Genomic DNA, 18,742 nt, shown 5'->3' on the forward strand with positions numbered 1-18,742 from the left:
TGTTGTCGCGGGGGCTTGAGACTGTTGAGTGCAAACCGTCTTTTTTCAGCGGTTCCGGGAACTCCACTTGTTTAGAGTGAGGTCCCGCCGCTCGAGAGTTCCCCCGCCGTGAAACCAGCTCCTCTTGTCACCATCGCCATCCCCTCCTTCAACCCGCAGTTCTTCCAGACGGCACTGCAAAGCGCGCTGAATCAGACCTACGCCAATCTTGAAGTGATCGTCTGCGATGACAGTGGTGGTGATCAGATCCGCGAGATCGTCGATGCCTGCGAGGTGCCTGTCTCGATTCGCCTGCGTTATGTGCGCAATCCGCAGCGCCTGGGATTTCAGGCCAACCTCATGGCCTGTGCGCAAGAGGCCAGCGGTGACTATCTGAAGTTGCTGTGCGACGACGACCAGCTACTCCCGGAATGCATCACTCAGCAGATCGTTGGCTTCATCGACCACGAGGACGTCAACCTGGTGATCGGCCAGCGGCAGCTTTACGACGGTGATTACATCCTGCTTTCCGACCGTGTGGAAAATTGCTGTTTTTCCACGGGTGTCACCTTGTTCAAGGGTGAGGATCTGCTGGGCATTCTGGAAAGCAGTCTGGTCAATTTTTTCAGTGGCCTCAGCGGGGCGTTGTTGCGAACCCGGCATGCGCTGGAATATTTGCCGGCCCTGACTCAGATTGGCGAAGGCTTTATCGCGTGTCTGGACTTCGCCTTGTTTGCCTGCCTGCTACGGCGTGGCAATCTGGTGGTGGTGGGTCAGGTGTTGAGCCTTGAGCGTTTGCATCCGGCGCGGCTGAGCGATCAGACACCAGTCAAGGCTGCGGTAATGACCGAGCTCGACTGGCTCAAGCAAATGCTTGCCTTGCGCAGTGGTGAGCCGGCGCCTGCGCCGGGCTGGGTACGTTATCTGGCACTGGCCGATGCGACTGAGGGGGACGCCTATGCCTGGGAAGAAACCGCGCTGGGACGGCAACTGGGCTTCATTCAAACGATGGTGCACACCCGGGTAGGCGTCAAGAGCGACAGTTTTGCCGACATGTACCGGGAATGGCTGTCGTGCCGTCGTTTAAAACCGGCTCAGCAACGTTTGCTCGACGCCCGTTTGCAGGGTTGGAGCTGGCGTCCGCGCATCGTGCCGATTGTTCTCGACAGCGAAGGCGATGTTCCGGCGCTGGAAGAGACGCTCAAGAGCATTCGTCATCAGACCTACGCCGCCGAACACGTGGTAGTGCTGTCCCAATTACAGCACGCGCCATTCGACGGTGTACGTCATATACGTCTGGATGATGAACCGGTTGCCCAGTTCAATCGCCTGCTGGCCCAGTTGGATAACGCAGACTGGATCTATCTGGTTCGCGCGGGCGATCGCTTGAATGAACTGGCTTTACTGTTACTGGCAGAGCGCATGGTGGAAATGCCTGACGTGCGTTGCCTCTACAGTGATGAGGGCGGATTGCGTGATGACGTCTCGGTCGAGCCGGTGTTCAAGCCCGACTTCAACCTGGATCTGATGCGCAGCTATCCCTATGTCGGCCGCGTGCTGGCCCTGCAGCGGCAGCGGATGATCGAGCTGGGTGGCATGCAACACGGTTTTGGCGAGCTGGGTGTGCATGATCTGGTCTGGCGACTGGTGGAGAGTAACGGGCCACATGCGATTGGGCACATCGCTGAAGTTCTCGTGGAATCTGCTCTGTGTCTCTCCCAGTGGCTCACGCAGCCGCAGATTATCGAGCAGAACCCTCGCGTGCTGGCCGCGCACCTGCAGCGGCTCGGTGCACCACACCGGATTCGCCCCGGCAGCCAGTCGATGATCAACCGTGTGGACTACCTGCATGATGTGCCGGCCATGGTCTCGATCATCATTGCGACCCGCGATGAATTGGGTTCCCTGGAGCGTTGCGTCGAAAGTCTGTTGGAGAAAACCGCCTGCCAACGCTATGAAGTTCTCATTGTCGACAATGGCAGTACTGCCGTTGATGCCTGCAACTGGCTGTCGGCCATGGAGCAAATGGGCAGTGACAAACTTCGGGTGTTGCGCTGTGATCATGGTGACAATCTGGCGGCAGTGCAGAACTTCGCTGCCGGCCACGCCCGTGGCGACTATCTGTTGTTTCTCAGTCCCTACAGTATCGTTGTGAGCCCTGATTGGCTCGACGAGTTGCTCAATCACGCTCAGCGTCCGGAAGTCGGTGTGGTCGGCGGTCGGCTGGTGAGTCCGCAAGGGCGTATCGAGGGCACGGCCCAGGTACTGGGGTTGCGGGGGGCGGTCGGTGTTCCCAATCGTGGTGAGCTGCTCAACACGTCCGGTTACATGCAGCGCCAGCAGACGGTACAGAATTTCAGTGCCGTGGGCATCGATTGCCTGCTTGTGCGCAAGAAAGTTTTTGATGATCTGCACGGCCTGGACGAGCAGAATCTGGCGCAAGCACTCAATGGCGCTGACTTTTGCCTGCGTGTGAAGCAAAGCGGATACCTGGTGGTGTGGACTCCCTACGCCGAATTGATGCGAGTGGTTCCATCCTCTGCCTTCATTCCCGCTCCCAGGGTGTTACAGGCCGAGCAGAAAAGCTTTTACCAGCGATGGTTGCCAGTGATAGCCAGGGATCCGGCCTACAACCCTAATCTGAGTCTGGGCACCAGCAACTTCAGTTTGGAGCCGGGATTCAAGGATGGCTGGGACCCGTTCTCGCGTCAGCTTTTACCCAAGATTCTGGCGATTCCAATCAATACCACCGCAGTGGGCCATTACCGGGTTGCCCAGCCGTTCCGTGAGTTGGAAGCGGCCGGGCGCGTGGTGGGGCACCTGAGTTATCACACGCCGACAGACATTGACCTTGAACGGTGCTCCCCCGACGTGATCGTGTTGCAGGGGCGCTATAGCCAGAATGCGGTCGATGAAGTTGAACGAGTCAAAAACTGCTCGCACGCTTTGCGCATCTTCGAACTTGACGATTATGTGATTGATGTCCCGAAGAAGAACGCGCACCTGCGCAAGGCTGAGGTCGGGGTCGATAAAATAGTGCGCCGTGGCGTAGGGCTGTGTGACCGGGTTGTGGTCTCGACCCAGCCCTTGGCTGACGCTTTGCGGGACATGCATCACGATATCCGGGTGGTCCCGAACATGCTTGCGCCGCATCTCTGGACCGGGCTCACCAGTCAGCGCCGCACCTCTCACAAACCTCGCGTGGGTTGGGGCGGCGGGACGAGTCATGATGGAGACCTGGCGATCATTGCGGACGTGGTACGACTGCTTACCAACGAAGTCGAATGGGTGTTCTTCGGCATGTGTCCGCCGGCTTTGCGTCCGTTTGTCCATGAGTTCCATCCCAGCATCGGCCTGGAGGCCTATCCGGCCAAACTGGCCAGCCTGAACCTCGATCTGGCCTTGGCACCGCTGGAGTTCCACATCTTCAACGACTGCAAGAGCAACCTGCGTTTGCTGGAGTATGGTGCCTGCGGTTACCCGGTGATTTGCACCGACACTGAAGCCTATCGCGGCTATCTGCCCTGCACCAAGGTCAAGAGCAACAGCACGGAGGAATGGCTTGAGGCAATCCGCATGCACCTGTCCGACCCTGATGCGAGCTATCGCATGGGCGATGCACTGCGCGAAGAAGTGCTGCGCGATTACATGCTCAAAGGCAACAATCTCAACTACTGGGCCGAGGGCTGGTTGCCGAACTGATCGAGCATGGATGTACACCTGCATACCTGAATTAGGCACCTCCTCTCCTGCAACGGGATTGAAGGTGTCCGCTTTACACTTGGGGGCGAACCCGGTCTGCATGATCCGGTTTCGCCCCCTTTTTGCGCCTGCCATTCGTGTATACGAGCTGGCGCGTTTCCTGCAAGCACCCCTTATATCGCCATAAAACGAGCACTTCCGGTGAATCCAGAAGCGCCAACACGGCATTGAAGGTTTTATCCAGAACGCCCGCAAAGCTTGATCCAGCTTGGCCGAGCCCTGTGACGAAGAAGAGGGGAGACGATGAAGGCAGTTATTTTGGCGGGTGGCCTGGGCACGCGCATCAGCGAGGAGTCGCACCTCAAGCCCAAGCCGATGATCGAGATCGGCGGCAAGCCAATTCTCTGGCACATCATGAAGCAGTATTCCGCCCACGGGATTCATGACTTCGTGATCTGCCTTGGTTACAAGGGCTATGCGATCAAGGACTTCTTCGCCAACTACTTCCTGCACACTTCCGACGTCACCTTCGACATGCGCAATAACCGCATGGACGTGCATCAGAACTATAGCGAGCCGTGGAGCGTCACCCTCATCGACACCGGCGAGGAAACCATGACCGGTGGCCGCTTGCTGCGCGCCGGCCGTTATCTCAAGGATGAAGAGGCCTTCTGCTTTACCTACGGCGACGGCGTCTCCGATATCAATATCCGTCAACTGGTGGACTACCACACCGCCCATGGTCGTCTGGCGACCGTCACCGCCGTACAACCGCCGGGCCGTTACGGTGCCCTGGAGCGTCACGGCGATCAGGTGCTCGGTTTTACCGAGAAACCCCGTGGTGACGGTGGCTGGATCAATGGCGGTTTCTTTGTGCTTTCGCCGAAAGTGCTCTCGTACATTGGCGGTGATGACACCACCTGGGAAGCCGAGCCATTGGCCCGTCTGGCCCAGGACGAACAATTGAAGGCCTTCGAGCACGAAGGCTTCTGGCACCCGATGGACACTCTGCGCGACAAGAACCACCTCGAAGCGCTGTGGCAGAGCGGGGAGGCCCCATGGAAGCAATGGGGCTGAGTACCGAATTCTGGCGCGGCAAACGCGTTCTGCTGACCGGCCATACCGGTTTCAAAGGCAGTTGGCTGACCCTGTGGCTGCAAAGCCTCGGTGCCGAGGTCAGCGGATTTTCGCTTGATCCATCGACCGAACCGAGCCTCTTCGAACTGGCCCGGGTGCACGAGGGCATCAACGATCAGCGCGGCGACCTGCGTGACCTCGGCGCCTTGCTGGAACTGATCGCCGAAGCGCAGCCGGAAATCGTCCTGCACCTGGCGGCTCAGCCGCTGGTGCGCGAAGGCTATCGAGACCCGCTGGGGACGTACTCCAGCAACGTCATGGGCACCCTCAATCTGCTCGAAGCGATCCGTCAGGTCGGCGGCGTGCGTGCGTGCGTGCTGGTGACCACCGACAAGGTTTACGCGAACAAGGAATGGCTGTGGCCGTACCGCGAAGATGAAGCCCTTGGCGGACATGATCCTTACAGCAGCAGCAAGGCCTGCTGCGAGTTGCTGGCCCAGTCCTATGCCGCTTCGTTTTTCCCGGCCGAGCGCTATGCCGAACACGGTCTGGCGCTGGCCACGGCCCGGGCCGGCAACGTGCTGGGCGGTGGTGACTTCGCGCCGGAACGCTTGATCCCTGATGTGCTCAAGGCCTGGTCGGCGGATGAGCCGGTGACCCTGCGCTACCCGCAAGCCGTGCGCCCATGGCAGCACGCGCTGGAACCACTGGCCGGTTACCTGCAACTGGCCGCCGGCCTCTATGAAAAAGGTCCCGAGTTTGCCGGCGCCTGGAACTTCGGCCCGAGCGACGCGGACATGTGCAGCGTCGGCGAAGTGGTCGAGCTGCTCGCCAACCGCTGGCCGCAAGCACGCGGCTTGCGCATCGAACCGAGTGATCTGCACGAAGCCGGTCTGTTGCGTCTGGACAGCAGTCGCGCCCGTCAACGGCTGGCCTGGAAGCCGCGCTGGTCGTTGCAGCAATGTCTGACTCATACCCTCGATTGGCACCTGGCGTGGCAAAACGGCGACGACATGCGCGCCATCACGCTGGGCCAGTTGAACCTGTACCGAGGCGCGCTGTGAGTGAGTTTCTGTTGAAGTCATTGCCGCTGGCCGGACTGTTCAGCGTGCAGCACAAACGCTTCGAAGATGAGCGCGGGCACTTCGCTCGGCTGTTCTGCGAAGGCAGCCTCAGCGCCTTCGGCCAGCCGTTTCATATCCGCCAGATCAACCATTCCTGCACCCGTGAACGGGGCAGTGTGCGCGGTCTGCATTATCAGAACGCCAGCGCCCCGGAAGCCAAGCTGATCACCTGCTTGCGCGGTGAAGTCTGGGATGTGGCGGTGGATTTGCGCCCTGACTCCGAGACCTTCCTGCACTGGCACGCCGAACATCTGCGCGCTGACGATGGCCGCAGCCTGTTGATCCCGGCCGGTTTTGCCCATGGTTTCCAGACCCTCACCGATGACGCCGAATTGCTTTACCTGCACAGCGCTGATTACACGCCAGCGCATGAGGGCGGTTTGTCGGTGAACGATCCACGGCTGGCGATTGCCTGGCCGTTGCCTGTCAATAATCTGTCGGCCAGGGATTGCAGCCATCCCTTGCTCGATGAACACTTCGCTGGAGTGCGTGTATGAATTGCCGTGGTTGCGCTACTCCTCTGGCTTTGCCGCTGATTGACCTTGGCACTTCGCCGCCGTCCAATGCTTACGTGCGCGCCGATCAGCTGGAACAAGCCGAGCAATGGGTGCCGCTGAAGGTCGCGGTGTGTCAGCAGTGCTGGCTGGTGCAGAACGAGGATTACACCAGTGCCGACAGCCTGTTCGACGCCGAGTATGCTTATTTCAGTTCGTTTTCCAGCACCTGGCTGGCCCATGCCGAGCGCTATGTGGCCGAGATGGTCGAGCGTTTCGACCTGACGGCTGAAAGCCGCGTAGTGGAAATCGCCGCCAACGACGGTTACCTGTTGCAGTACGTGGCCGGGCGCGGCATCCCTTGTCTGGGCGTAGAGCCGACCCGCAGCACCGCGCAAGCCGCACGGGAAAAAGGCCTGGAGATTCGCGAGCTGTTCTTCGGCCGCGAAACCGCTTCGCAGCTGAACACCGAAGGCTGGGACGCCGATCTGATGGCCGCCAACAACGTGCTGGCCCACGTGCCGGATATCAATGATTTCCTCGGCGGTTTCGCGACCTTGCTCAAGCCGACGGGCGTGGCGACGTTCGAGTTTCCGCAATTGCTGACGCTGATGGCCGGACAGCAATTCGACACGCTGTATCACGAGCACTATTCCTACCTGTCCCTGACTGCCGTGCAGACGCTGTGCGAGCGCAACGGTCTGGAAGTGTTCGATGTCAGCCAGCTCTCGACCCACGGCGGTTCGCTGCGCGTGTTCGTTCAGCGCGTCGACGGTGTGCGCCGCGAAGTCCAGCCTGCGGTTCAACAGCAACTGCAAGCCGAACTCGATGCCGGTGTAAAAACCCCCGAGTACTACGCAACCCTCGCGCCCGCCGCCGAACGCATCAAACACGAACTGCTGCGCTTCCTGTTGCAGGCGAAAGCCGACGGCAAGCGTGTGGTCGGGTACGGCGCTGCCGCCAAGGGCAACACCTTACTCAATTACGCCGGGGTCAAACCGGACCTGCTGGCCTGGGTCGCCGATGCCAACCCGCACAAGCAGGGCAAGTATCTGCCGGGCAGTCGCATTCCGATCGTTTCGCCGGCGCAGATCGACATCGAGAAACCGGATTATGTGCTGGTCCTGCCGTGGAATTTGCTGCATGAAGTCAGTCAGCAGCTGGCTCAGGTGCGCGAGTGGGATGGCCGATTCGTCATCGCCGTACCTGAGTTGACCGTGCTGTGAAGGTTCTGGTCACCGGGGCCACCGGGTTCGTCGGCCGACATCTGGTCGCTGCCTTGCTCGCCCGAGGCTGTGAAGTCCGGGCGGTGGCGCGCAACGCCGAGACCGCTGCGCAACTGCCGTGGATCAACGCCGTGGAGTTCGTGGCTGCGGATATTCATGCTGCCGATCTTGACTTCGCCGCGCTGACCGATGGCGTCGATGCCTTGGCACATCTCGCTTGGCCAGGGTTACCGAATTATCAGGCGCTGTTTCACTTCGAGCACAACCTGATGGCTGACTACCGGTTCATCAAGGGCGCGGTAGAGGCGGGCGTGTCGCAGGTTTTGGTGACTGGCACGTGTTTCGAATACGGCCTGCAGAACGGGCCGCTCAGCGAGCAGAACGAGGCGCGGCCGAGTAACCCCTACGGGCAGGCCAAGAACACCTTGCGTCTGTTCCTCGAAAACCTGCAGCGCCAGCAGCCTTTCACCCTGCAATGGGCGCGGCTGTTTTACCTGTACGGCGAGGGGCAAAACCCGAACAGTTTACTGGCGGCGCTGGACCGGGCGATCGATTCCGGGGACGACACGTTCAACATGTCGGCCGGTGAACAATTGCGCGATTACCTGGCGATCGATACGGCCGCTGGATACCTCGCGGCGATCCTGCAACAGCGGGACTTCAATGGCGTGATCAATTGCTCCAGCGGCCAGCCGATTTCGGTCCGGGCGCTGGTCGAGCAACGGCTGCGTGAGCGTGGCGCATCGATCAGTTTGAACCTCGGTCACTACCCATACCCGACCCATGAACCGATGGCGTTCTGGGGCGTGGCGGACCGCTTGCAACAGCTACTGGGAGCAGAGCATGAGGCATGAGTTGTATCGGGTCACCGACCTGCCGGTGTTGCAGAATCGCACCTTTGCCGACCCGCAATCGGCCAGGGCTTCGGCCTCTGCCGACATGGTGTTGGTACAGGATGAGCAGAGCGGGTTGATCTTCAACCAGGCCTTCGATGCCGACATGCTCAGCTACGACGCCGATTACCAGAACGAACAGGCGCATTCGGGCCAGTTCCAGAAGCACCTGAGCGATGTCGAAGGGATCATTGCCCGGCACTTCAAGGGTCAGGAACTGATCGAAGTCGGCTGCGGTAAAGGTTACTTTCTCGAACTTCTGAAAGGTCTGGACTACGCCATCACCGGCATCGACCCGGCCTACGAAGGCGACAACGCCGACGTAATCAAGGCCCCGTTCACGCGCGGGCTGGGTCTGGCGGCGGATGCCATCGTGCTGCGTCATGTGCTCGAACACATTCAGGATCCGGTGAGCTTCCTCGCCGAAATGGCCGAGGCCAATCAGGGCGGGCAGATCTACATCGAAGTGCCGTGCCTGGACTGGATCCTCGAGCATCGCGCCTGGTTCGACCTGTTCTACGAGCACGTCAATTACTTCCGCCTCGATGACCTGCGCCAAATGTTCGGCACCGTGCATGAGGCCGGTCACCTGTTCGGTGGCCAGTACCTGTACATCGTCGCCGACCTGGCCACGCTGCGCCTGACCCCGGAACAACCGGTGCCGCGCCTGACGCTGCCCGAAGGTTTCACCGCCAGCCTCGACCGCGCCGTTCAGATCATTCAGGCCGCACCCGAACAAGGTTCGGCGATCTGGGGCGCGTCGTCCAAAGGCGTGATCTATTCGCTGTTTCTGCAACGGGCCGGTGTGGCGGTGGATCGTGTGGTGGATATCAATCCGGCCAAGCAGGGTCGTTATCTGCCGCTGAGCGGCGTGCGGGTGTCCTCTCCACAAGAGGCCATGGATGCTCTGCCCGAAGGCGCCCATCTGTTTGTGATGAACTCCAACTACCTCGAAGAAATCAAGCGGATGACCGGTGGACGCTACGTCTATCACGCCGTCGACAGCGCTTCGTTCCAGTGACCATTGAGAATTTTCAAATGACCGACAACAGCATCAACAAAGCCTTCGAAGCCGAATGCCGGGAACAGATCGCCCAGCAAGGTGACGACCAGAAACTCACCGGCCTGGCCCGGGAGTTCTTCAACGAATCGGCCAAGCACAAATACAGCTACCACTTCTCGTGGATGGGCCGTCCGATCATCCAGCTGCCGCAAGACATGATGGCCATGCAAGAGATCATCTGGCAGGTCAAACCGGACCTGGTGATCGAATGCGGCATCGCCCATGGCGGTTCGATAATCTACTACGCATCGCTGCTGGAGCTGCAAGGCCACGGCGAAGTGCTGGGTATCGACCTCGACATTCGTCCGCACAACCGCGAAGCCATCGAGAGCCACCCGATGAGCAAGCGCATTTCGATGATCGAGGGTTCGAGCATCGATCCGGCCATCGCCGAACAAGTGCGTGCCGCTGCCGAAGGCAAGAAAGTCATTCTGGTGCTCGACTCCAACCACACCCACGACCACGTACTGGAAGAACTGCGCCTGTACGCGCCGTTGGTTTCGGTGGACAGCTACTGCGTGGTCATGGACACCGTGGTTGAGGACATGCCTGCCGACTTCTTCCCGGATCGTCCATGGGGCCCGGGCGACAACCCGAAGACTGCCGTATGGAAGTACCTGGAAGAGAACAAGGACTTTGAAATCGACCAGCAGTTGCAAAACAAGCTGCTGATCACCGTGGCGCCGGACGGCTATCTGCGTCGCGTTCGTTAATCAAAAACAGATTCAGGTACTTGGCGATCGGCCGGTTGTGGGGATAGGAAAATGCAGGTTCAAAGCAGCACTCAAACCAACGTGACACCGCTGAACGAGCTGTTCACGGTGGTTTTAATCACCCACAACCGCAGTGCGTTCCTGCGACGCGCCTTGCAGTACTACAGCAGTTACTCCGCCAAGGTGCTGGTGCTGGATTCGTCCGTGCAGGGCGATGAAAGCCTCGCGGCCGATTTTCCGTCGGTCGACTATCGCCATTTACCGCAGTTCACCTATACGGGTTTTCAGCAAAAGCTTGCGTATGGCGCCAGCCAGGTCACCACGCCATACATGGTGCTGGCCGCCGACGATGATTTCCTGTTGCACGATGCATTGACCGAGTCGGTGAACTTCCTCGAGGCCAACCCCGATTACGGTATGTGCCACGGCTACTGCCTGATGTACCTGACGCACTCCAACTATGTGCAGTACTACCGTCGCGACAAGAAGGTAAAAGAGGATTACAACGCCGAGCGCGCGCAGGATCGTGTGCTCGACTACATGGGCCAGTACATCCCGCCGTTCTATGCGGTGCACCGCACTTCGCTGTTGCAGGACTGGTACGCGGCCATGCCGGAGGGCACAATTTTCGAGTGGCAGGAAATCGGCCATGTGTATTACATGCTCGCGCGGGCCAAGGCGCGGATTCTGCCAATGCCTTATGTGGTGCGGGAGGTCAACTATGGTCGTTCGGATCACAATACCGAAATCATTCACGTCCTGAGTTTCAAAGACGCCCGCTCCGTCGCCGAGCGTGAGCGCTTTGCCGGTTTCCTCGCCACGTTGCCGACTGGCATCAGTGGCCTGAACCAGGCGCAGACCGCCGAGTTCGCCCTGCAAAGTTTCCATGCGTTGGCCGACAGCCTGGCCGCGCGCAATGCATTGACGATCGAACCGATCTTCGAGTCCTACTGGAAAGACCCCACCGTTGGCCCGAAGCGCGCATTCGGGCCTCATCAGTATGTCGAGATGCCGTTCTACAACCAGACGTTTTTCGATCAACTGACCGAGTGCGAATTCCTGCTCCATGCGATGCCTGCCGGACGCTTGCAGCTGGAAGAAATGGAAGGTGCGTTACTTCAGCAGCACACGTTGCAGCGCATCTATTCCAATGACACGTCCGAGACCATCCAGAACCGTTTGCTGCATGCCGTACAGTTGGGCGCCTTCAACCGTAGGGTCGTGCAAAAACTGGTGCAACAACTGCTGGACATGGGTGAGAGCGCCGATGCGAAAATATTGACTGACTGGATTGCACGCCTGGACAGCGTACCGACCTACGACAGCCGGCAGTTGCTGGACAGTATGCCCTCCGGCCGGCTGTTGAACTGGTTGCAGGCACGCCAGCCGAACGACACCGCGGTACGGAAAATCAATCAACATCTGGCGGCCAACGAGGGCGGGCCTCAGTTCGGCATACTGCTGCTGGATCTTGAATCCGACATGGATAAGTTGCAGGTCACCTTTGACAGTCTGATGGAAAGCGCTTTCCGCGCCTTTAAGGTGGTGGTCTTCACCACCGGTGATTTGCCCGAGATCACCACCGAACAAAATACCGTGCATTTTGTAAAGGTCAGTGCAAGCAACTACGTCGATAGATTGAACCAGATTGCCCAGCGCTCGACCTCGGACTGGCTGCTGTTGGCCGAGGCCGGCGATGAATTCACTGCTGCCGGCTTCCTGCGCGCCAGCCTTGAGTTGCAGAACGCCGAAGGTTGCCGTGCGGTGGCGATGGATGAGATTCATCGCCGTAGTAACGGCACATTGACCGAAGTTTTCCGTCCAGACTTCAACCTCGACCTGCTGCAAAGTCTGCCGGCGTTGACCGCCCGGCATTGGCTGATCCGACGCGAGGTGCTGGTGGATGTCGGCGGTTATGCCCGCGAGTTCAGCGATGCCCTGGAATTCGACCTGCTGCTGCGCCTGATCGAAGCTGGCGGGCTGGCGGGTCTGGCGCATTTGGCCGAGCCATTGCTCATCACCCCGGCGGTGGAGATGGCACCGAACGAGCACCAACGCCAGGCTCTGGTGCGCCACCTGGCAACCCGTGGCTATCAGGCGCAGGTGAGCGCTGAGGCATTTGGTGGCTTGCGGATCGACTACCGCCACGCCGGGCGTCCGAAGGTGTCGATCATCGTGCGCAGCGAAGGCTGTCAGGAGCAATTGCAGCGCTGCCTGGTGAGCGTATTGCAGCGCACGCGCTATCAGAACAACGAAATTATCATCGCCGACAATCACAGCCAGTCAGCCGATCTGCTGACGTGGCTCGACAGTCTGGAGCAAAACGGCGGCGGGCGGATTCGCCTGATCAAGAACGAGCAGCGCGTGAGCTCGTCGGCACTGCTCAACCAGGCCGTCGCGCAGGCGCAAGGTGAGTATCTGATACTGCTCGCAGAAGACGCCGAGGTGGTCAATGCCAATTGGGTCGAAGCCTTGCTCAATCAGGCTCAGCGCCCTGAAGTGGGGGTGGTGGGTCCCAAACTGGTTGATCGCGAGGGCAGCGTGACCGGTGCCGGTCTGATTCTGGGTCTGAAAGATGGCGTGGCTTCTGCGTTCATCGGCGAGAAAAAAGACGCACCGGGTCATATGCATCGACTGCTGGTTGAGCAAAATTATTCGGCAGTCTCCGACGCTTGTCTGATGGTGCGCAAGGAGGTGTTCGACGCACTGGGCGGGTTGGATGAAGAGCATTTCGAGCAAGCATATGCGGATGTCGACTTTTGCCTGAAAGTCGCCGATACCGGGTTGCTGACCGTATGGACGCCGCAAGTGCAAATCGCCCACCCCGGCACTTTGCCGGATGACCCGCAGTCGGCAGCTGCCCTGCGTGACAAGTGGCAGGCGCGCTTCGCTCAGGATGCGGCCTACAACCAGAATCTTTCCCTGACCGGCAAGGGCTTTACTCTTGGCGAAGCTTCCAGTGTCAACTGGGCGCAGTTGCTCGCATAAGCCTGACTGACAGGTAAAAGGACTCAAGGCATGTTCAACGGTAAATCGATTTTCATCTCTGGCGGCACCGGCTCGTTCGGGCGCAATTTCATCCGCCGGTTGCTGGAGCAATACCAGCCCAAGCGTGTGGTGGTGTTCTCGCGCGATGAGCTCAAACAGTACGAGATGCAGCAGACGTTCAACGCGCCCTGCATGCGTTATTTCCTCGGTGATGTGCGCGACGCTGACCGTTTGCGTCAGGCCATGCGCGGTATCGATTACGTGGTGCATGCCGCGGCGCTGAAGCAAGTGCCGGCGGCGGAATACAACCCCACTGAATGCATTCGCACCAACGTCAACGGTGCGGAAAACATCATTGCCGCGGCCATCGATAACGGCGTGAAAAAGGTCGTCGCGCTGTCCACCGACAAGGCTGCCAGCCCGATCAACCTGTACGGCGCGACCAAGCTGCTGTCGGACAAGTTGTTCGTCGCCGCGAACAACATTGCCGGGGATCAGAACACACGTTTTTCAGTGGTCCGCTACGGTAACGTGGCCGGCTCGCGGGGGTCGGTGGTGCCGTTTTTCAGCAAGCTGATTGCCGAGGGCGCGGCAGAGTTACCGATCACCGATGAGCGCATGACACGCTTCTGGATCACCCTCGATCACGGCGTGCAGTTTGTGCTCGACAGCTTTGCCCGCATGCACGGCGGTGAAGTGTTCGTGCCGAAGATCCCGTCGATCCGCATCATCGATCTGGCGCTGGGGATGGCTGAGCATTTGCCACACAAAAACGTCGGCATTCGTCCGGGAGAAAAACTCCATGAGCTGATGGTGCCGCTGGACGACGCGCGTATGACCCTGGAGTTCGATGATCACTACACCATTCAGCCGTCGATTCGTTTCACCAGCGTCGATGTGGATTTTGCCGTAGACAAACTGGGCGAGCAGGGCAAGCCTGTGAGCGAGGATTTCGAGTACCGCTCCGACACCAATCCGCACTTCCTGTCGGTAGGCCAGATCGCAGATCTGCACGCGGAGCTGTTGGCATGATTCCCTACGGTCGGCAAAGCCTCGATCAGGCGGACATCGATGCGGTGGTCGCCGTGTTGCAGTCCGATTGGTTGACACAAGGGCCGACCATTGAACGCTTCGAACAGGCCATGGCCGAGCGTTGTCAGGCCGATTTCGCGGTGGCGGTGTGCAATGCCACGGCGGCGCTGCACATTGCCTGCCTGGCGGCAGGGCTCGGTCCGGGTGATCGCTTGTGGACGACGCCGAACACTTTTCTGGCCTCGGCCAACTGCGGCCGTTACTGCGGCGCTGACGTCGACTTCGTGGATATCGATCCGCTGACCTGGAACCTCGACGCCTACACCCTGGCGGCGAAGCTCGAAGCTGCCGAGCGTGAAGGCACGCTGCCGAAGGTTCTGGTGGCCGTGGCGTTTTCCGGTCAAAGCTGCGACATGCGCATGATCGCCGAGTTGGCCGAACGCTATGGCGTTACGGTGATCGAGGACGCGTCCCACGCGGTCGGTGCCTCCTATGCCGGGCGTCCGGTGGGCTGCGGCGAATTTGCGGCGATGACGGTGTTCAGTTTTCACCCGGTGAAGATCATCACCAGTGCCGAGGGCGGCATGGTCCTGACCAATCGCCCGGAATTGGCCGAGCGCCTGCGACGTCTGCGCAGCCACGGCATGACCCGCGATCCCCAGCAGATGACCGAATCCAGTCACGGTCCCTGGTACTACCAGCAAGTGGAATTGGGCTTCAATTACCGGATCACCGATCTGCAAGCGGCCCTCGGTCTGTCACAGCTGAATAAGCTCGACGGCTTCATCGAGCGTCGTCGTGAGCTGGCGGCGCGTTATGACCGATTGTTGGCATACCTGCCGCTGACCTTGCCCAGCGCGCAACCTGATGCCGAGTCGGCGTGGCATCTGTACGTGGTGCGGTTGCAACCTGATCGGATCAGCCTCAGCCATCGGCAGGTGTTCGAAGGGTTGCGGGCCGCCGGGATCGGGGTGAACCTGCACTATATTCCGCTGCATTTGCAGCCGTACTATCGTGATCTGGGGTTTGCCGAGGGAGACTTTCCGCAGGCCGAGCGTTATTACGCCGAAGCCATCAGCCTGCCGCTGTTCCCTCTGCTGAGCGATGAACAACAGGACTTCGTAGTCGAGCAACTGCGTCGGTTGGTTCTTGAGGAGTAGTGACACTTGAGCTGCGTTGCAATCATTCCGGCCCGCGGTGGCAGCAAGCGAATCCCGCGCAAGAACCTCAAGCCGTTCGACGGTGTACCGATGATCGTCCGTTCGATCCGTACGGCACTCGATTGCGGGTTGTTCGATCAAGTCGTCGTCAGTACGGATGACGAAGAAATTGCCGACGTCGCCCGGGCTCATGGCGCGCAGGTGCCGTTCGTGCGGCCTGTCGAACTGGCTGATGATTTCACCGGGACGGCTGCGGTGATCGTGCATGCCTTGAACCAATTGCCGATCTTCGACTTCGTCTGTTGCATCTACGCTACCGCGCCGCTGTTGCAGGCACGCTATCTGCGTCAGGGGCATGAATTACTGGTGCAGCATCCGGACAAGTCCTTCGCTTTTTCCGTGGCCGGTTTCGGCTTCCCGGTGCAACGTGCCTTGACCCTCGACGAGCAGGGTGCCTTGACCTCGCTCTATCCGGAGTTTCGCAACACCCGCTCCCAGGATTTGCCTGAAGCCTATCAGGATGCCGGCCAGTTCTATTGGGGGCGCAGAGAGGCCTGGTTGCGCGGCGATGCGCTGTTTTCCCCGGCGAGCCTGCCGGTGATTCTGCCGCGGCATCTAGTGCAGGACATCGACACCCTTGAAGACTGGAAGCGTGCCGAATACCTCTATGCCGCATTGAAAGCTGGCGGAGAGCTGCAATGAGAGTGCTGATCCGCGCCGACGCGTCGCCGACCATTGGCTGCGGTCACATTGCTCGCTGTTTGACCCTGGCCAGAGTCTTGCGCAAGCAAGGTGCGCAGGTGGCTTTCGCTTGCCGCCTGTTGCCGGGCCATCGACTGGAAGCGCTGCAAGCCGAGGGCTTTGAAGTCTTCGCCCTGGCGGCTCGTTACCCTGATGAAGACCCGCGGCAGGCAATCGAATCCTTGCTGCCGTGGCAGGCGGACATCGCCGCACTTGGGCAAGCGCTGAGCGATCATCCGGCCTTCGATTGGGTCATCGTCGACCATTACGGCCTCGACCATCACTGGCAGACCGCGGCCCGCCGCTGGGCGCCCAGGATTGCCGCTGTGGACGACCTCGCCACGCGCACCTACAGCGTTGATTTGCTGCTCAATCAGAATCTTTCGGGTACGCCAGAAGCCTACGCTTCGCTGCTGGCGCCCGGTTGCCAGACTTTGCTCGGTCCGCGTTTTGCCCTGCTGCGCGATGAGTTCTGTTGCCCGGCAATCGAAATAAAACCAAAGGCCAAAAGGGTGCTGGTGAATTTCGGCGGCTTCGATGTGGCGATGCAGACACACCACGCGATGCTCTCGCTGGTGGATCTCCATGAGCTGGAGGTCGATTTCGTCGCCGGTGCCGACAACCCGGCCTGGGCACAGATGCAGGCGCTTGCAGCCAATCGTCCGAATTGGCGCTTGCACAGTTTTGTCAGTGACTTTTACCGACTGATGACCGAGGCCGAGCTGTTTGTCGGTGCCGGTGGCGGTACCAGTTGGGAGCGGGCGGCCATGGGGTTGCCGACGATCTGTATCGCGGTCTCGAATAATCAGCAGGCCAACGCCGAAATAATGGCGACCTCAGGTTCCCATGTGTATCTGGGCCCCCGCGAGAACGTCAGCGTCGATCAGTTGCGTCAGGCCATCGCTTTTCTCGCCGGCAATCAGGGGTTACGCCAAAGTCTGGCCGAACACTCGCGTCAGTTGGTCGATGGGCGGGGTGCGAAGCGGGTTGCGGCAGCGCTCACCGGTGCGGTTTTGCAGGTTCGGCAAGCAACCGTAGACGATGCGCAGTTGCTGTTCGAGGGGCGCAATGCCGAGGCGGTGCGGCGCTGGTCGCTGGACACGCAGGTCATCGATTGGCAACGGCATCAAGACTGGCTGGCCGCGAGCCTGAGCAACCCGGGGCGATTACTGTTGATTGCCGAGGCGAACGATGGCCCGGTCGGGGTACTGCGTTATGACCTGGACGGACTTGAAGCCGAAGTCTCGATTTACCTGCTTGAAGGCCGCCTCGGTCTGGGGTGGGGCAGGAGCCTGCTGGCCCGGGGCGAAGCTTTTGTGACCGCCCACTGGCCGCAACTGAATGTCATCACCGCTCAAGTGTTGCCGGCGAATCAGCCGTCGCTGAAGCTGTTTCGCGAGGCAGGATTCACCCAGCGTGCTTGCGCGTTCACGCGCATATTGAAGGATCACCGCAATGACTAGCTTCAAGATCGGCAATCGCTCCATCGGTGCCGATGCACCGCCATTCATCATTGCCGAAATGAGTGGCAACCATAACCAGTCTCTGGAGGTGGCGCTGCAGATCGTCGACGCGGCGGCCAAGGCCGGTGCCCATGCCTTGAAGCTGCAGACCTACACCGCCGAGACCATGACCCTGGACCTGTCCGAAGGTGAGTTCTTCATCAAGGACCCTGACATCCTCTGGGCCGGTTCTTCGCTGTACGCGTTGTACGAGAAGGCCCACACACCGTGGGAATGGCATGCGCCGATTTTCGCCCGGGCCAAAGAGCTGGGCATGCTCGCGTTTTCCACGCCGTTTGATGACACCGCAGTGGACTTCCTCGAAAGTCTCGACGTGCCGGCTTACAAGATCGCCAGTTTCGAAAACACCGACCTGCCACTGATTCGGCGGGTCGCCGTCACAGGCAAGCCGCTGATCATTTCGACCGGCATGGCCAGCATCGCTGAACTCGACGAAACCGTGCGTGCCGCCCGTGAGGCCGGTTGCAAGGATCTGGTGTTGCTCAAGTGCACCAGCACTTACCCTGCGACGCCCGCCAACAGCAACGTGCGGACGATTCCACACTTGCGCGAATTGTTTGGCTGTGAAGTTGGCCTGTCCGATCACTCCATGGGTGTCGGAGTGTCTGTCGCCGCGGTGGCACTGGGGGCGACGGTGGTGGAAAAACATTTCACCCTCGACCGTGCCGCGGGTGGCGTGGATGCCAGTTTTTCACTGGAGCCGGCAGAACTCGCCAGCCTGGTGATCGAAACCGAACGCGCCTGGCAGGCCATGGGCCAAGTGCATTACGGCGTGACTGAAGTCGAGCGCAAGTCCCTGGTGTATCGCCGTTCGCTGTATGTGACTCAGGACATGGTGGCCGGCGAGCCCTTCACCGTCGCCAATCTGCGGGCCATCCGTCCTGGCCTGGGGCTGGCGCCTAAACACGCGGAAAGCCTGCTGGGCCGCCGCGCCCGCCAGGCCATCAAGCGTGGTACGCCGCTGGATTGGTCATTGGTCGAATAACGCCTTATCGGCCAGATTCGGCAAAATAGCGTGACCTGCGAG

At 60.0% G+C, this 18,742-nt stretch carries 14 protein-coding genes; all 14 read left to right on the forward strand.

The genetic code is table 11. The features are described from left to right. Positions 1-108: 108 nt before the first annotated feature. The 14 genes from E3W21_RS18390 (at position 109) to pseI (ending at position 18,700) form a co-directional block, all read left to right on the forward strand. Positions 109-3,681: a glycosyltransferase gene (locus tag E3W21_RS18390; RefSeq protein ID WP_134421360.1), complete on the forward strand. Its 3,573-nt coding sequence runs from the start codon at positions 109-111 to the stop codon at positions 3,679-3,681. A 303-nt stretch (positions 3,682-3,984) separates the two neighbouring features. Then, positions 3,985-4,758: a glucose-1-phosphate cytidylyltransferase gene (gene rfbF / locus E3W21_RS18395; RefSeq protein ID WP_134421361.1), complete on the forward strand. Its 774-nt coding sequence runs from the start codon at positions 3,985-3,987 to the stop codon at positions 4,756-4,758. After that, positions 4,740-5,822 carry a CDP-glucose 4,6-dehydratase gene (rfbG, locus tag E3W21_RS18400; RefSeq protein WP_134421362.1) on the forward strand — a complete coding sequence of 361 codons (1,083 nt, stop codon included), beginning with the start codon at positions 4,740-4,742 and terminating at the stop codon, positions 5,820-5,822. The genes rfbF and rfbG overlap by 19 nt, the downstream gene beginning before the upstream one ends. Then, positions 5,819-6,379 carry a dTDP-4-dehydrorhamnose 3,5-epimerase family protein gene (locus E3W21_RS18405; protein WP_134421363.1) on the forward strand — a complete coding sequence of 187 codons (561 nt, stop codon included), beginning with the start codon at positions 5,819-5,821 and terminating at the stop codon, positions 6,377-6,379. The genes rfbG and E3W21_RS18405 overlap by 4 nt, the downstream gene beginning before the upstream one ends. Beyond that, a complete protein-coding gene (locus E3W21_RS18410; RefSeq protein ID WP_134421364.1) occupies positions 6,376-7,602 on the forward strand; it encodes a class I SAM-dependent methyltransferase in 1,227 nt (408 codons plus the stop codon). Before E3W21_RS18405 ends, E3W21_RS18410 begins: the two co-directional genes overlap by 4 nt. Beyond that, on the forward strand, positions 7,599-8,456 hold the full coding sequence (locus E3W21_RS18415) for an NAD(P)-dependent oxidoreductase (protein WP_134421365.1): 858 nt from the start codon (positions 7,599-7,601) through the stop codon (positions 8,454-8,456). Before E3W21_RS18410 ends, E3W21_RS18415 begins: the two co-directional genes overlap by 4 nt. After that, the gene (locus E3W21_RS18420; protein WP_134421366.1) at positions 8,446-9,516 is read left to right on the forward strand and encodes a class I SAM-dependent methyltransferase; all 1,071 of its coding nucleotides are present in this window, start codon (positions 8,446-8,448) and stop codon (positions 9,514-9,516) included. Before E3W21_RS18415 ends, E3W21_RS18420 begins: the two co-directional genes overlap by 11 nt. 17 nt (positions 9,517-9,533) lie before the next feature. After that, positions 9,534-10,271 (forward strand): cephalosporin hydroxylase family protein, encoded by a 738-nt coding sequence (locus tag E3W21_RS18425; protein WP_134421367.1) that lies wholly within the window; start codon positions 9,534-9,536, stop codon positions 10,269-10,271. Between the two features lie 51 nt (positions 10,272-10,322). Then, complete coding sequence (locus tag E3W21_RS18430) at positions 10,323-13,259, forward strand: TIGR00180 family glycosyltransferase (protein ID WP_134421368.1); 2,937 nt, start codon at positions 10,323-10,325, stop codon at positions 13,257-13,259. 30 nt (positions 13,260-13,289) lie between these two features. After that, the gene (gene pseB / locus E3W21_RS18435; RefSeq protein WP_134421369.1) at positions 13,290-14,291 is read left to right on the forward strand and encodes a UDP-N-acetylglucosamine 4,6-dehydratase (inverting); all 1,002 of its coding nucleotides are present in this window, start codon (positions 13,290-13,292) and stop codon (positions 14,289-14,291) included. Next, positions 14,288-15,451, forward strand: coding sequence for a UDP-4-amino-4,6-dideoxy-N-acetyl-beta-L-altrosamine transaminase (gene pseC, locus E3W21_RS18440; protein ID WP_134421370.1), 1,164 nt, complete (start codon positions 14,288-14,290; stop codon positions 15,449-15,451). Before pseB ends, pseC begins: the two co-directional genes overlap by 4 nt. A 6-nt stretch (positions 15,452-15,457) precedes the next feature. After that, positions 15,458-16,153 carry a pseudaminic acid cytidylyltransferase gene (gene pseF / locus E3W21_RS18445; RefSeq protein ID WP_134421371.1) on the forward strand — a complete coding sequence of 232 codons (696 nt, stop codon included), beginning with the start codon at positions 15,458-15,460 and terminating at the stop codon, positions 16,151-16,153. After that, positions 16,150-17,655, forward strand: coding sequence for a UDP-2,4-diacetamido-2,4,6-trideoxy-beta-L-altropyranose hydrolase (pseG, locus tag E3W21_RS18450; RefSeq protein WP_134421372.1), 1,506 nt, complete (start codon positions 16,150-16,152; stop codon positions 17,653-17,655). The genes pseF and pseG overlap by 4 nt, the downstream gene beginning before the upstream one ends. After that, a complete protein-coding gene (gene pseI / locus E3W21_RS18455; protein WP_134421373.1) occupies positions 17,648-18,700 on the forward strand; it encodes a pseudaminic acid synthase in 1,053 nt (350 codons plus the stop codon). The genes pseG and pseI overlap by 8 nt, the downstream gene beginning before the upstream one ends. The last annotated feature ends 42 nt before the right edge of the window (positions 18,701-18,742 follow it).

The sequence above is a fragment of the Pseudomonas sp. F01002 genome (genome assembly GCF_004402115.1).
Classification (GTDB): domain Bacteria; phylum Pseudomonadota; class Gammaproteobacteria; order Pseudomonadales; family Pseudomonadaceae; genus Aquipseudomonas; species Aquipseudomonas frigoris.

Excerpts from the sequence above, each read along its gene's own strand:
- E3W21_RS18410 (WP_134421364.1), top strand. The coding sequence starts at position 6,376 with ATGAATTGCCGTGGTTGCGCTACTCCTCTGGCTTTGCCGCTGATTGAC.
- E3W21_RS18430 (WP_134421368.1), top strand. The coding sequence starts at position 10,323 with ATGCAGGTTCAAAGCAGCACTCAAACCAACGTGACACCGCTGAACGAG.
- rfbF (WP_134421361.1), top strand. The coding sequence starts at position 3,985 with ATGAAGGCAGTTATTTTGGCGGGTGGCCTGGGCACGCGCATCAGCGAG.
- pseB (WP_134421369.1), top strand. The coding sequence starts at position 13,290 with ATGTTCAACGGTAAATCGATTTTCATCTCTGGCGGCACCGGCTCGTTC.
- rfbG (WP_134421362.1), top strand. The coding sequence starts at position 4,740 with ATGGAAGCAATGGGGCTGAGTACCGAATTCTGGCGCGGCAAACGCGTT.
- E3W21_RS18420 (WP_134421366.1), top strand. The coding sequence starts at position 8,446 with ATGAGGCATGAGTTGTATCGGGTCACCGACCTGCCGGTGTTGCAGAAT.
- pseI (WP_134421373.1), top strand. The coding sequence starts at position 17,648 with ATGACTAGCTTCAAGATCGGCAATCGCTCCATCGGTGCCGATGCACCG.
- pseC (WP_134421370.1), top strand. The coding sequence starts at position 14,288 with ATGATTCCCTACGGTCGGCAAAGCCTCGATCAGGCGGACATCGATGCG.
- pseG (WP_134421372.1), top strand. The coding sequence starts at position 16,150 with ATGAGAGTGCTGATCCGCGCCGACGCGTCGCCGACCATTGGCTGCGGT.
- E3W21_RS18425 (WP_134421367.1), top strand. The coding sequence starts at position 9,534 with ATGACCGACAACAGCATCAACAAAGCCTTCGAAGCCGAATGCCGGGAA.